The organism is Klebsiella sp. MISC125 (assembly GCF_051131775.1).
In the GTDB taxonomy this organism is placed as follows: Bacteria; Pseudomonadota; Gammaproteobacteria; order Enterobacterales; family Enterobacteriaceae; genus Klebsiella.
In genome coordinates, this window is the sequence record NZ_CP180448.1 from 2633866 (window position 1) to 2646453 (window position 12588).

Annotated in this window: 11 protein-coding genes; all 11 read right to left on the minus strand. The window is 53.8% G+C overall.

Going from position 1 to position 12588, the window contains the following annotated elements:
* Positions 1-78: 78 nt before the first annotated feature.
* Entirely contained in the window at positions 79-1461 is a 1383-nt protein-coding gene (locus ACMYSL_RS12400) for a hypothetical protein (RefSeq protein ID WP_434663139.1), read from the minus strand.
* A gap of 2 nt (positions 1462-1463) precedes the next feature.
* Positions 1464-3749 (minus strand): right-handed parallel beta-helix repeat-containing protein, encoded by a 2286-nt coding sequence (locus ACMYSL_RS12405; RefSeq protein WP_434663141.1) that lies wholly within the window; start codon positions 3747-3749, stop codon positions 1464-1466.
* On the minus strand, positions 3742-4365 hold the full coding sequence (locus ACMYSL_RS12410) for a tail fiber assembly protein (protein ID WP_434663144.1): 624 nt from the start codon (positions 4363-4365) through the stop codon (positions 3742-3744). The genes ACMYSL_RS12405 and ACMYSL_RS12410 overlap by 8 nt, the downstream gene beginning before the upstream one ends.
* The gene (locus tag ACMYSL_RS12415) at positions 4365-5108 is read right to left on the minus strand and encodes a tail fiber protein (RefSeq protein WP_434663146.1); all 744 of its coding nucleotides are present in this window, start codon (positions 5106-5108) and stop codon (positions 4365-4367) included. Before ACMYSL_RS12415 ends, ACMYSL_RS12410 begins: the two co-directional genes overlap by 1 nt.
* An 11-nt stretch (positions 5109-5119) precedes the next feature.
* A complete protein-coding gene (locus tag ACMYSL_RS12420; protein WP_434663148.1) occupies positions 5120-5776 on the minus strand; it encodes a YmfQ family protein in 657 nt (218 codons plus the stop codon).
* Positions 5773-6834, minus strand: a complete 1062-nt coding sequence (locus tag ACMYSL_RS12425; RefSeq protein ID WP_434663149.1) for a baseplate J/gp47 family protein — start codon at positions 6832-6834, stop codon at positions 5773-5775. Before ACMYSL_RS12425 ends, ACMYSL_RS12420 begins: the two co-directional genes overlap by 4 nt.
* Positions 6834-7190 (minus strand): phage GP46 family protein, encoded by a 357-nt coding sequence (locus tag ACMYSL_RS12430; RefSeq protein WP_434663151.1) that lies wholly within the window; start codon positions 7188-7190, stop codon positions 6834-6836. The genes ACMYSL_RS12425 and ACMYSL_RS12430 overlap by 1 nt, the downstream gene beginning before the upstream one ends.
* A gap of 65 nt (positions 7191-7255) precedes the next feature.
* A complete protein-coding gene (locus ACMYSL_RS12435; RefSeq protein ID WP_434663152.1) occupies positions 7256-7837 on the minus strand; it encodes a phage baseplate assembly protein V in 582 nt (193 codons plus the stop codon).
* The gene (locus ACMYSL_RS12440; RefSeq protein ID WP_434663154.1) at positions 7821-9056 is read right to left on the minus strand and encodes a phage baseplate assembly protein; all 1236 of its coding nucleotides are present in this window, start codon (positions 9054-9056) and stop codon (positions 7821-7823) included. The genes ACMYSL_RS12435 and ACMYSL_RS12440 overlap by 17 nt, the downstream gene beginning before the upstream one ends.
* A complete protein-coding gene (locus ACMYSL_RS12445; RefSeq protein ID WP_434663156.1) occupies positions 9040-10353 on the minus strand; it encodes a DNA circularization protein in 1314 nt (437 codons plus the stop codon). Before ACMYSL_RS12445 ends, ACMYSL_RS12440 begins: the two co-directional genes overlap by 17 nt.
* The gene (locus ACMYSL_RS12450) at positions 10353-12530 is read right to left on the minus strand and encodes a phage tail tape measure protein (RefSeq protein ID WP_434663158.1); all 2178 of its coding nucleotides are present in this window, start codon (positions 12528-12530) and stop codon (positions 10353-10355) included. The genes ACMYSL_RS12445 and ACMYSL_RS12450 overlap by 1 nt, the downstream gene beginning before the upstream one ends.
* Positions 12531-12588: the final 58 nt, after the last annotated feature.

Consider the following 12588-nt stretch of genomic DNA (forward strand, 5'->3'; position numbering starts at 1 on the left):
TAAAAAAATGCACTGTGAGTAATTAGAATTACGCACAGTGCAAAAATAATCACTTAAAAATATACAGACCTATCCCACTTAAGAAAGCAGGTCAAACTGCGCAATCATATCGGCGTCACTCAGCGCCGAATCAAACAGTACAGCTTTCTGCAGCCAGCCGCCCCAGAAACCTGAGTTTGACACTGTAGAGCCAGAAACCGAGCTGTTTCTGCCCAGCATGACGTAATCAAATGCCGGACATCCGGTCAGCAGAGTTTCCGGGTTATCAGTCATACCAGAATAGACCTTGAGAACGCCGTTGTTCAGGGTGATCATCAGCGCATATTCGCCATACTGTGAAAACATTTTCCCTGTAAACGGAATGCCCGCCAGCGTGCTACCGGCGTTAATGTTATGCGCAGCCAGTGACTGGAACGCATTGGAGCTGTCAGCCGCGCCCAGACCGAAACCAACGTATTTCAGCGCCGTGTTGTTCAGCAAAGAAAACAGGATGTTGCCGCCTGCATTACCGAGCTGTGCGGGTGTCATCACCCCCTTCACGAACATGGAAAAGCTGGATTTCACCCCCGCGGGGATATCCAGCAGGCGGGCGGCGTCTGCCTGACGGTTCGCGCTGGCTGTGCCGCCGACCGCTCCGTCTGGAAAGAACGCGGAGCTGGCGTGATACGTGTTTTTCTCGATCTGCATCTGGCTGACCTGCATGGTCCGAGCGCTTCCGACGTAAGCAACATCCGGCTCAGCCAGCGGATCGTTAATCAGGCTGTATTTTACCGAGCCAACAGTATTCCCGCTCCCTTTCACACACAACACACACCGTGCGCTGTCATTGAATCCCTGGAAGATATTGGCCCGGACAGCGAGACGGCCCATTTTTGTTACCTTCTGGTTGCGTACGTCAAAGTTAGCGAATGCCTGAGCGCCCGCCCCCAGGACCTGAATCTGCAGGTACTGTGCGGTACCGGCTTTAGCAAACAAGGAAACGGCGTTATACAGGGTTGCATCGATCGTACTCTGGTTATCCATGAGCAGATGCGCTTCATTCATGGTGCTTTCGGTCAGGGTACACCATCCGGCAGCTGACGCGGATACCGTCAGGCCCGACGGCACATAGTTCGCGGCGGTCTGATCGAGCGCACTCAGTGCATAGTTCGTCGCAGAGTTTTCCACCCGCATACCCAAAATCTTTCTGGTCGCAGGATGGCGATCGATGCGCGGTGTATTGACCGCTGCATATTCGAGATTCCCGGCCGCACTGATAAAGGATGCCAGCGTAGTACGGGTGAAAGAGAGGGCCGTGGCGTAGTTGCGGTTCTTCGAGAAATTCGAATCCGGCTTGCTGACAAAGAGGCTGTTCACCAGGTCGGCATAATAAACGCCACCTCGCGGCATCGGAGCCGTCAGCGGCGGCAGGTCAGCGATATCACCCTGATAAATCATATTGGATACGGTTTTTAAAGACATAATTACTCCAGTCCTGGGTTGCGGCCGTAGGTGACGTTAGTCAGTGTGCCGGTGAGATTGATGGGGTTGCTGTTGGTGTCGGTGTACTGGTTTTCGGCGATGTCGAAATGGCTGATAGTCCCTGCGCCGGTAATCGCTGCAGCGCCATTCTGCGAGCGCAGCTTACAGCCATGAATCGAGCCCCGCGTAATATTGCCGTCCAGCTTAAACGCGCTATCGCCGCCGTTTCGCAGCATGCGCAGATTCGTGAAGTCGAGGTCGGTAAAGGTGCCGCTGGCAACATTCACCGGATAACGACCGTTATTTTTGATATCCATATTGTCGAAGCGAACATCCGCCAGGGTGTTAGCGCCAGCCTCGATTAAAATCGCATCCTGGACGTTATCGTTGATGTGCATGTCGGAGAATGAATAGCCGCCATCGGCCTGAATTTTGGTCGAGTCGTAATGCAGGCCGGTCACCCCGTTGCGCTCTACCTGGCAGTTCTGCATCAGGCCGTTCGCCCCCGGGCGCGGGGCGATACCATTGTTAGCCAGCGTTCCTGCGTCAATGCTGATACCGGTTTTCAGGTTATCGTTGAACTGTCCGTTGACCACCACCAGGCCGGAAGCACCACAGTCGCCAAATCCATGCCCGTTTCCGGTACACACGGCATCGGATACGATAATCTGCCGGGAAACGTAAGGCTGACCTGGCCCCGACAGGCGCTGCTGCTCAAAGAAAATGCCGAAGTTTTTGCTGTTGCGGTTAATGGTGCGAGCCACTATCAGGGCCTCATCCTGAATAGCCCCCAGGCCGATCCCAATTCCTGACGCACCACCGCTACCATCAGGCGCCAGGCGGCCGCAGTTATCCGTCTGGCAATCCAGAACAAACGACCTGTCGGGATAATCATTCCCGATGCCGGTGGCCCCGGTGTCGTGAACGTTACAGCGCAGGAACATGCACTGCCGGAAATACTGCAGGTATGTGCCTTTTGCCCCCACGTCATAGGATGGCGAGTGTTGTTCAGAACCGTCGATCTCGACATCAATCAGGTTAAAGTTTTCGAGGTAGATTTCCTGCGGCGAACGGTAATAAAACGCGGCATTTGCCAGCATCGGCATGAATACCGCGCCTGGAACGCAGCGGATCGTCACGTTAGGTTTCGCAGTGATATAGGTATGCAGGCGATACACGCCAGGGCGAAAAACGATTTCGCCACCATATGGCAACTTGCTTACCTGGTTGACTGCGGTCTGCAGCTGCAGGGAGACGGATTCGTTACCGTTCCAGTCAATACCAAAGTCCAGCCAGGCATCAAAAATCGCTTTCGCCTTATACAGCGTGTTAACGCGCTTTTTAAGCGAGTTAAAATGTTCCTCCAGAGATTTCCCACCAAACCCCTTCAGATAATAACTTCCATCCTCATCAGTAAATTCAAGCGCCCGGTTCTGCGCATCCGTCAGGCGGCGGATATGCGGCGCCCGGTCACGCTGGTAATTCTCCCTGATACCCTTTATCGACTCCTGAACCGACTTATCAAGCCCAGGCACGAACAATTCACCGTACGCATCCTGAAATGAAATGAGGCGGCCATTGAAATCGTACTGGTGTGCTATGTCCTGTTCATCATTGTTGATGATCGATGACTCAATGGCCCTGATTTTTTGTGCAACAGAAAAGGAACCAATACCAGTTATATACAAATCGCCTAACTCATCAATAAAGGCGGGAACATTTGCATTTTTGTCATGAAACTCATGCAGGTTAGAAGCCAGGTCTTTACGAATTAAAGCATCAAGTTTTCTGAATTTTTCCTGAACTGAAACCGGGCCGAGGCTCGCAATAAAGAGCTCTCCAAACTCATCGAGAAGAAGATAAACATTACCCTCTTCATCACTGGAGGTTTTGAGGATCTGAACTGTGTCGTAGTTAATTTGAGTTTTAAGCTCTTCAATGGATGCGCTACCTGGTAATCTTGCGACTGCAAGCGCCACACCATTTTTATTTAAGTAGTAAATAAATGAGAATTCGGCATCAGGTCCTTGAGAAACACGAAAGATCTCACCGAAGGCTGTAGCAGAGAGACCGGCAATTGTTCCATCGGGGTCACCATCCGTTATATAAAATGTATTTTCTCGATAATCCCTTATTGATTCGATTTGAGCCCTCAACCACGCAGTTCTGTTCGCTAGTTGAGTTGACGGGATATTTAAAACCCCACCAGGACCAGCTTTAGCCCGGTCGGATTCCTCCAACTGATGAATAGCAGACTCCCAAGCGAGTGTTTCAGGTAAATTAGACATGATCACCCTCCGGGTTTGTAAGAACCGGCCAGCTAATATCAGGGGCAAGCGACGTATCTACCCGGTTAAGTAGCACACGATATGCCTGCATAGAAGTAAGTCGGACTTTTTCTTCATCGGTGGCCATATTGAGAGTGACAGCATCCTGAAGAATGGAAATATCATCCGATACCTGAGCAATCGCCGCTTTTTTCTGCGAATCAGCAACAGCAACATCAGCCGCATGCAGTGCATCTGCATCTGTTACCCAGGCAGAACCGTCCCATTTGTCATATGGGGTTGATGGTGCAAAGGTCGTTACAGTATCGGGTATGGGGCCGGGCTCGGTAATAACGTGGCTGGCCAGCGTCTGAATGTCATAGACGGTGATACCGCGATAATCATCGGTAACAGACCAGGACGAATTATCTTCAGAACGAACAGCAACCTGATATTCAGTTTGTACCAGTGGTTCTTCCAGGCATGAAAATGCAGGCAGGCCAACACCAACATGAATATATACTTCCTCGGTACCGATAAACTCGCGGGAAGTCATATCAAAATGAAATACCTGAACGGTACCCGCCTGAGTTGCAAACAAATTGCTGTCAAATACTGCTTTAATATCGCCGCTCATCACGCCGCCCTCACAATATAATGAAATGCCATGTTTTTAACCGTGGTTTCGGAATTACCGGACGCATCAATGGTGATAGTGTGACCGTGTGGGCCGATATAAAGTGTGTGTGAATGCGGTGGTTGCACAGAGGTCCGCCCGAATCCAGTACCGCCATTGCCACCGACCTCCTGGTCGCTGCCACCTTGTTTCTGCATCCCGGCCCCCCATCCGTGATCGTGTTCGTTTTCGAGGCTGGTTGTTTTTGTGCCCAGGTCAGTCTCTGTCGCGGATGCTCCATGGGTATGCGTTTTGTTTCCGTCAGCTTCAAGACTGAGCAGCGCACGGCCAGAGGCCGGTAACCCTTTAATAGTCTGGCCCCGTAAATCAGGTAACGAGCCGCCAGTATAAACCGCAGCCAGATTCGGATAGGTCACTGTGCTGAATGACGCACCGTTGCAGATTAAATATCCCGTCGGTGGTGTACTGGTTGGCCATGGCAGTGGTATGCCGTAAGGTACCGACATATTTGAATCCACCATGATTTTATTAATGGCCTGCAATACCTGCGTATTACTGTCGCCATCTGGGTTGATATTTGCAGCAGCCAGGATTGACAATAATTCACGCTGTACAGAACGAATGGCATCCTGCACATTATTCAGGAAAAGCGCTCTGACAATGGTTCCTAACGTCCCCAGCGAGGGATTACCGTCGCTGAATTCATTATTTGGTGCATCAACCGGAGGCATCAGGCTTTGCATATAATACTCCGTTAATCGGTGGTTTTTTCTACGTACCCGGTCATTGGCTGCTCGCCATCCAGCGCAAATGAGCCATCCAGATAAAGCGGCCAGGTCATTTCGGATTCGTAGAGGAAATAACAAAGGGTATGTGCGGGCTTTAATTCATTGAATGTCGTTTCAAGAACTTTATCACCCAGCGTCATGAGCCGTTCGCCAACGCGGGAAGTCCCGGCGCGGAAATAATAAAGAGGAACTTCTAACCCATAGACATTTACCCGCCACGTAAAAATAATATCGTCGATATATAGCGTGTCACCGCAACGACTTGAACCGACCCTGAAGGGCTGTAATTCATCAATGGTGATGGTGTAGCCAATCCTGCTGGCCATGGTGATAAAATACGGAATACTTAAACCACCAGTTTCTGACAATTTAATCAAGACGCGATCGAGACGCTGTTGATACCCGTCATCCTCATTAGGCGTGACGTCTAAAACACGCTCCCAGTCTGTCAGCAGGTTATCAGCAAAAAAAGGCGCAACAGCGTTCAGTGCATTATTTGCGGATTCATCCGTTGCATCGAATGCGTTACCTTCTGCCGATAACTCAACAGATAAGGCTGGTTGCTGCGTATCATAGGCAACCGGCGGCAGTAACAGGGATAAGAGGTTCTTCGCATTGCTCATAGCTGCGATACCTCGATGCTGCCGACACGGATCCATTCCACGACGGTTTCACTGACGTCAGGAAATACGTTCGACGTCGGCGAGACGATGACGCGGTCAACGACACCGGTCACGATAGAAATCAGCATCTCGGCCTGAGAGCGAATAAACGGCTCACCCGGCGGTAATTTATTGATATAGTCGGTCAGCGTAGAAATAATGTTTTCACGCGCCACATCAATTGTCACACCATCAAGCGAAACCTGAATAACGAGGTCTATCGTTTTAATCGTCGGCCCCAGTACCAGGCAGTTCTTCGCTGTTACCGGACGTACATCGTCAATATATGCCTGCGTGGCGGCAATAATTTCGGCGGAGGGTAAACCGTCGGCCGAGGTAATAACTACGTCAACAGTACCCAGCCCGCGCCGCAGAGGATATACATAAGCGGCCGTGACGCCATCCACAGACATCGCCCAGCGGCGGTAATCGTACTTATTCCCGCCAGCTGGTGCGCGACGAATAATGTCAAGCAGACGGTCCAGCAGCTCGGTATCCGATTCCTGGTCAGTTCCCCCGGACATAATCCCGATAATAACGGTGCTGTCGAATCCTGTCGGCGTGCTGGTAAACGTGCCTGTCGTGATAGCCGTGGTATTACCGGCAGCGCCGGCAGTGGAATAGCTCGCTGCCACCGTGGCGTTACCCTCGACATCAAGCGTGATCGCCGCTGTGGTGGTATACGTCAGGCTACCGCGCGTCACACTGTAGCCAGCCGCTGCCGTCGCGCCGGGTTCGCCGGTGACCGTAAGGGTACCGCTGGCCGTGGTGGCTGACTTGCGATACAAGCCGCGCGTGCGGGCATGCCATTCGAGAAACTCGGTATCGGCGGTGTCGGGAAATATCTGGCGAACTATCCAGCCCTGATACTGATAAATACCGGTGGCCACGCTGGCTACTGCGCTGGCCCGGATATATAAGTCGCTATCAACGCCTATATCCGCGTCTGTATTCAGGTTTTTAATATCGCGCAGAATATCGCTGCGGATATCGTCAAACGTCGGCGTGATAAACGGCATTAAATAACCCTCACAAAATGCTTAAAGGGGACGGTAATACCATCGGCCTGAATAACGGTGATCAATAAAAGGAGCCAGCCCGGCTCCCCCTGAACGGTTTCTACTGTGATACTTTTTGCCCGGCCATCCGTATCGGCCGTCAGCGGTGCCAGCGCCTCTTCGGCGTACTGGCGAGCGAGTTTATGTACACGGGTTACATCTTTCTCTCTCCTCAGCAGGTAAAGCTTTGAACCGACAGCCGGCTGCGCCCACCACGAGCCGAGCGGGATGGTCAGACGCAGATACACTGCGTTAGCCAGGGTGCTGGTGCTCGTGCCGGCGTAGTCGCCGGTTGTCGGGTCTAATAGTCTGTCCACGCTGCCATGATGACAGCGCGGACGGATACGAACAGACAGACAGGTGTCAGTGGGTATTGAGGGGGTTACATGGGCTGGTTCGGTTTATCCGTGGTGCCGGCATCGCCACCATGATCGTGGTCATGGTCGTCATAGGTCTCGCGCATCGCATCGAGGGTCGATTTGCCGTCGGCCAGCTGGTCGCTGGTTTTGAGCAGTGGGGTCTCAAAATTCGCGCCGGCGGTGGCGGTGACGCCATAGTCCTCTGCCTCCACGGTATATTTTTTTGTCTTTACGTGGTACTCGTCGCACTCCACATCGACAATGCGGCCCTTTTTGATATGCACAAAAGCGCCTTCTTCAGAGTAGATGGCCACTTCACCGCTCGCCACCTGCAGGCGATACGCACCATTCTCGGTGGCGATGATGATCGAATGCGACGTCTGGCCGCCGATGGGGAGCACGATACACTGAGTGCCGGCAGGCGGGCAACTGGTAAACCCGAAGTGCTGGAACAGTTCGGCGTCCTGCAGCTGCTCGCCGGCGAGCCCTTTAAGCTGCACCTGCTGGATGGTTAAATCGTTTTTAACACGCGTTAAACGCCCCCTGAACGCGAGACGAATACCACGCAGCGCAGCGCGAATACGTAAATCAACCTGGTTCCACATCGATTATCGCTGTCTCCTGTTTTTTCTTTTTCCGTCCCTTGCGGGCCTTTTTCTTCTTCGGCCATGCGTCGGGTATCCACACACCGTCTTCTTTCAGCCTGAGCGTGGTCACCGCACCGCCCGGACGTCCGCCGGTGAACTCCCGCCCCATCAGAAAATAGACGGCATCGATGCCGTGAGGCTCGCTGATAACGTGGATGCGCTGCCCGGGCTCCCATAACACGCCGTCGCTGGTACGGTGGCCCTGAACCCGGGCAATCAGGCTGTAACCCTCCAGGCGGGCATCGGCCATCATCTTGCGGGCGCGGTAGCGGACCTGGTCCAGGTCATCGGCGTCATGCATAACCACCACCTGCGGCCGGTAATACGTGACCGTCGGATCCTCAACGATAAACTGCAGACCATGCTGTCCGGTCTCGGCGATGCCGGTTTCCATCTCGATCGCGGTGTCATCATCTTCTGCTACAGTCGCAGTAGCCACACTGTCAACATCAACTATCCCCAGTTCTTTCTTGTTGTTAGTCGAATGTGCATGCCCCTGCGCCAGCACGGTGAGCCGCGAGTAACTGCGCTCCATGCTGCTTTCATCGGTGAGGCTGAGCAGGTTATTGCCCTTGCCCGAACGGCGCATTACCAGTGTGGCCACCGGCGCAGCCGTATAATCCGGGCCACCGATGACCAGCGTGCCATCAGGCCGGAACCACGGCCAGAGCCCGCGACCGGCACAGGCCCGCAGCAGGATATCCCATGCCCGCTCGCCCGGTTCGGTGGTGATTTTGTCATTGCGGATCGAGCTCTCGGCGTGCAGCTCGATGTTTTTAATACCCAGCGGCCGCACGACCTGGGCGATGACTTCTTCCAGGTTGGCCTGACGGCTGGTCAGCAAAGGTGATGCGCAGTCCACCAGGATGGCCGCACCGTCACGGCCGGTGACGGACAGCGATACCTGATCCCGACTGACGGTTCGGGAAACCCGGTCTATGCGCCCGGACATCACCACATCCGGCCCGACGCGAACCTGAACAGGAACGCCCCGGGCCACGCCTTCAGGGAAGATGCCGGCAGGCAGACCGAGACGCATCGACCAGGCATCGGCGGGGATAAGAAAGTCGCTGTCGATACCATAGCCGGACCAGTCGGAATGCACCTTACCACCGACGATCACAGAGACTTTATCGAGGTCGATATCCTGCGCGGCCTGTTTATTCTGCGTAGCCATTCAGCACGTCCCCCGGGATGATGTGATTAGGGTCCCGGAGGGACGGATTAAGGAGCTTCAGCTCGCCGGCTCGGGTGTAGTCGCCGTACCAAAGGTGCGCCAGCAGGTGCAGGTTCGTGGCGCTGGCCACCGTGCGCTGAATCATCGGCGGCCGGGCATTAATCAGGGCCACAGCCATCGACTGCAGGGACAGCGCAGTATCGCGCAGGCCATCAATCACCGGCTGATACTGCAGGGCGATCGACGTCGCTGAACTGCTGACGTTTTCCATCTCCGCCGCCCAGGTACTGCGCACGCTGTCGATGGCGTTCTGTACCGCCTGACGGGCGTCACCGGCGATCAGGCTGATATCATCGGGACTGAGCGAGGCCGTAATGGTCTCATCACTAAGAAGGTCTGACGCCTGCTGTGCCAGCTCGATGGCCACGCTAATCATGGTCATGGCGATGAGCTCGCGGATATCACTGGTGGTCACGTTCGCCGGCATTTCGACTGATGCCGTTACATCACCGGTGACCAGACCCGCCGGCAGTGCGGCCACTTCATCGGCCTGTGTTTTTACCGCAGCCCAGTCCGCGATGACCACGGCCGGCGCTGACGCATAGACGGCAGAGTCGCTGCTGATGGAGCTCATCGCCGCTGAGCTCTGCAGGCTAAGGGCCGACTGAATATCGTTCATAAAGGCCGACGGGAAATTCACAAAATCGGTGGTGCTGCTGATAAACCCGGTGATATCGCCGCGCAGAACCGCAACCATATTCAGCGCCGTCACGCCCAGCGCTTTGGCCCGGGCCAGATACTGCCGCGCCGTTCGTAGCGGCTTCATGGCGTTATCCAGCAGCGTCGCGGCGTTATCGAGGATCCCCTGAGCCTGGTTAAAGATGGCATCAGCCTGGCTGAGTGGCCACTCGCGTACAAAGAACTCGACATCCAGACCATCCTGCAGGAACTGCAGATCAACGGTGCAGTAGTCGGGGTTCTCGGCCTCGTGATTCACCTGGTAAACGTAGCACAGCATGTCCGGCATGACCCCGAACACCGGGTGTATCAGCTCGCCCGGACCACGTGTATAGAGGGCCGCCATAAACGTCTGCAGTCGGCTCTCGTAGTCGTCACCAAAGAAAACCGCCTGACACTGCAGGCTGCGAGGTTTAGCGCCGAGATCATCAATATTTGCTCCGTCTCGGTACGGGTATTCGTGCTGGGCGATATCGCGCTGCATGCTGTCGCGGGTGTTGATGATATCGAAGGCGACACCCCGGAAGCTGGCGTCCTGCAGGTCTGTTTCCCATGCCATCAGTGCGGTCCTCCCTGCGGGCCACGGATGGCTGACTGGTTGTTAACCTCATTCACAGCCTCAGCAATGACCCGGCCATCCAGTTCAAGTTTGGTGGTAATATTGATGGGCGGCTGCTGCGCCGGCGTTTGGGCGAACGGTGGTACCGGGTAGCCGTTCACCGACTGTGGAATGCGAATGTCTGTTGGTGGTGTCCACCAGGAAGGCACCGTGCCGTTAGCCTCATCCTTATCCAGACGGGATAACCACTCTTCGTTCTCACTGGCATACCCCTTGCCAATCTGATACCAGGGCTGATAAAGCTTTCTCGCTTTATCGATACGCTCCTGACTGTAACGGGACCGTAAGGCAGACCATTTGGCCGGCCCATTAGTAATTTCCTCGTCTTCGTCACGGGTGGTGAACGTCGCGATTGCTGTTGCAGACATTCCTGCGCCAAACAATTTAGCCCCCCATCCCCATGGACCAGAACCTCCTGTCGGTAATTTTCCAGGTGGCACCGGAGAGGACGATGGGATGACTTTACCGCCGGTGAGAAAATTGAGCGTGGCAAAGGCGACCGCAGCAGCCGTCATTGCTTTAATGCCTGTAGTGGCACCTGACAGGGCAGTGGTTAATTGAGGGTACTCTTTGGCATAATCAACAAGTTTGGTTGATAAATCTCCATAAAGATCTGCCAGGGGCTTCATGGCGTCCTGTTCAGCAAACACTTTCTCAGACTCAAGTTGTTGTGATTTGAAGGCATTCGTGGACGCCTTCACTTTAAATGAAGCTGCACCTGAACCTTCGGCATCCCTGGTTCCCGCTTGCTGTTCTTTAATATAGTCCTTGTACAGAATGCTGGTTTTGAGTCCCATCTGCGCTTGCTGATCAGCAACTATTTTCGAAATGATTGAGGCGACTACGACGTCCAGCGCCGCGTTAATCTCTTTTTCCCGGTCTGTGCCCTTATATTTCTTTGCATCCGCCCTGAGAGACTGTACCCGCTTATCTTGCGACACGATTCCCGAGACCGCGCCCATAAACGCATCAGGAGTACTGACGCCATTCATGCGCTGTTGGGCCAGGTAATCGGTGTAGTTCATTACTTTACCATTCACCCGGAATTTATAGTTTTTCATCGCATTCTGAGTGTCGGCGCTGGTGATTTTATCAAGATATGCATTGACGTTTGTTGCGGCCTGACTGTTATCACCCGCTGTAAGTGAGTTCGCCTGATACCAGGCTGCAAGTTTATCGACGTCCGCAAGGCCAGACATACCAATCGACTTAGCCTTGGTCATAGTGGTTGGCATGGAGCGAGCCATATCGGCCAGCTCATAGCTACCGTTCTCCCCTGAACGTATCAACTTGTCGAAAAGCATTGGGATTTCTTCAGGCTTGATCCCAAAGTTAGCGATAGCTGCAGAAGCAATCTTAGCCAGGTCTTCGGGATTAGCGCCTGATGCTGTTGAATAGCGCATAACATCTGGCAAAATTCCCATAGCAACTTCATTGCTGACCTGACCACCGGCAAACAATGATTGCAAGGTACCCTGAGCCTGCTCAGGTAAACCGCCACCGAATCTGACGGCTGTCCTGATGGCCGCATTTAATACCGGAATTTTTTTCAGACGATCTTCGGGAGGCAATTGGTTGTAGCCGGTGTTGGCAATGTCTGCATTTTTATCTTCATAAGCCATTTGCCGTTGTACGGGGTCTTTAATAATCATGGCCGCTGCAGTAACGCCCCCGGCGATCGCCGTCAGATTTCCACCCCACATACGGGCACGTTCCATCCGGGACATTGACTGACCGGCACCGTTAAGCTCAGTACGCAGTTGCGCAACCTGATTGGTCATCGCCCGAAAGGCGCGGGTCTGTTCATTGGCGGTGAGCATGCCGGTGCGTAGCAGGCGATTATAAGCACCCTGTGTTTGCGCTATCTCGCGCTGAATATCACGCTCGGAACGGATGCCTAATGTTGAGCGGGCACTCGCAGCCCTCTGATATTCCTGCTGTAAGGTGCGGGAGGCCCGGATACCGCTCTGCGTTGACTGCTCACGGGTACGGGCGGCATCTTCATCGGCCTTTTTATTGGTGTTAATCTGTTTGAAAATATCAGATAACGCCTGGCGCAGTACCTTAGAACCCTGATCTCTGGCAAGCAGGGTCATGGCAAGCTGTAGTGAGCGCATTTACCTTTTCCCCTTCTTTTTCCTGCGGGAACGTACATGAGGTGCACGGGCTGTTGGC

Excerpts from the sequence above, each read along its gene's own strand:
- ACMYSL_RS12400 (WP_434663139.1), bottom strand. The coding sequence starts at position 1,461 with ATGTCTTTAAAAACCGTATCCAATATGATTTATCAGGGTGATATCGCT.
- ACMYSL_RS12405 (WP_434663141.1), bottom strand. The coding sequence starts at position 3,749 with ATGTCTAATTTACCTGAAACACTCGCTTGGGAGTCTGCTATTCATCAG.
- ACMYSL_RS12415 (WP_434663146.1), bottom strand. The coding sequence starts at position 5,108 with ATGCAAAGCCTGATGCCTCCGGTTGATGCACCAAATAATGAATTCAGC.
- ACMYSL_RS12440 (WP_434663154.1), bottom strand. The coding sequence starts at position 9,056 with ATGGCTACGCAGAATAAACAGGCCGCGCAGGATATCGACCTCGATAAA.
- ACMYSL_RS12420 (WP_434663148.1), bottom strand. The coding sequence starts at position 5,776 with ATGAGCAATGCGAAGAACCTCTTATCCCTGTTACTGCCGCCGGTTGCC.
- ACMYSL_RS12435 (WP_434663152.1), bottom strand. The coding sequence starts at position 7,837 with ATGTGGAACCAGGTTGATTTACGTATTCGCGCTGCGCTGCGTGGTATT.
- ACMYSL_RS12425 (WP_434663149.1), bottom strand. The coding sequence starts at position 6,834 with ATGCCGTTTATCACGCCGACGTTTGACGATATCCGCAGCGATATTCTG.
- ACMYSL_RS12445 (WP_434663156.1), bottom strand. The coding sequence starts at position 10,353 with ATGGCATGGGAAACAGACCTGCAGGACGCCAGCTTCCGGGGTGTCGCC.
- ACMYSL_RS12410 (WP_434663144.1), bottom strand. The coding sequence starts at position 4,365 with ATGAGCGGCGATATTAAAGCAGTATTTGACAGCAATTTGTTTGCAACT.
- ACMYSL_RS12450 (WP_434663158.1), bottom strand. The coding sequence starts at position 12,530 with ATGCGCTCACTACAGCTTGCCATGACCCTGCTTGCCAGAGATCAGGGT.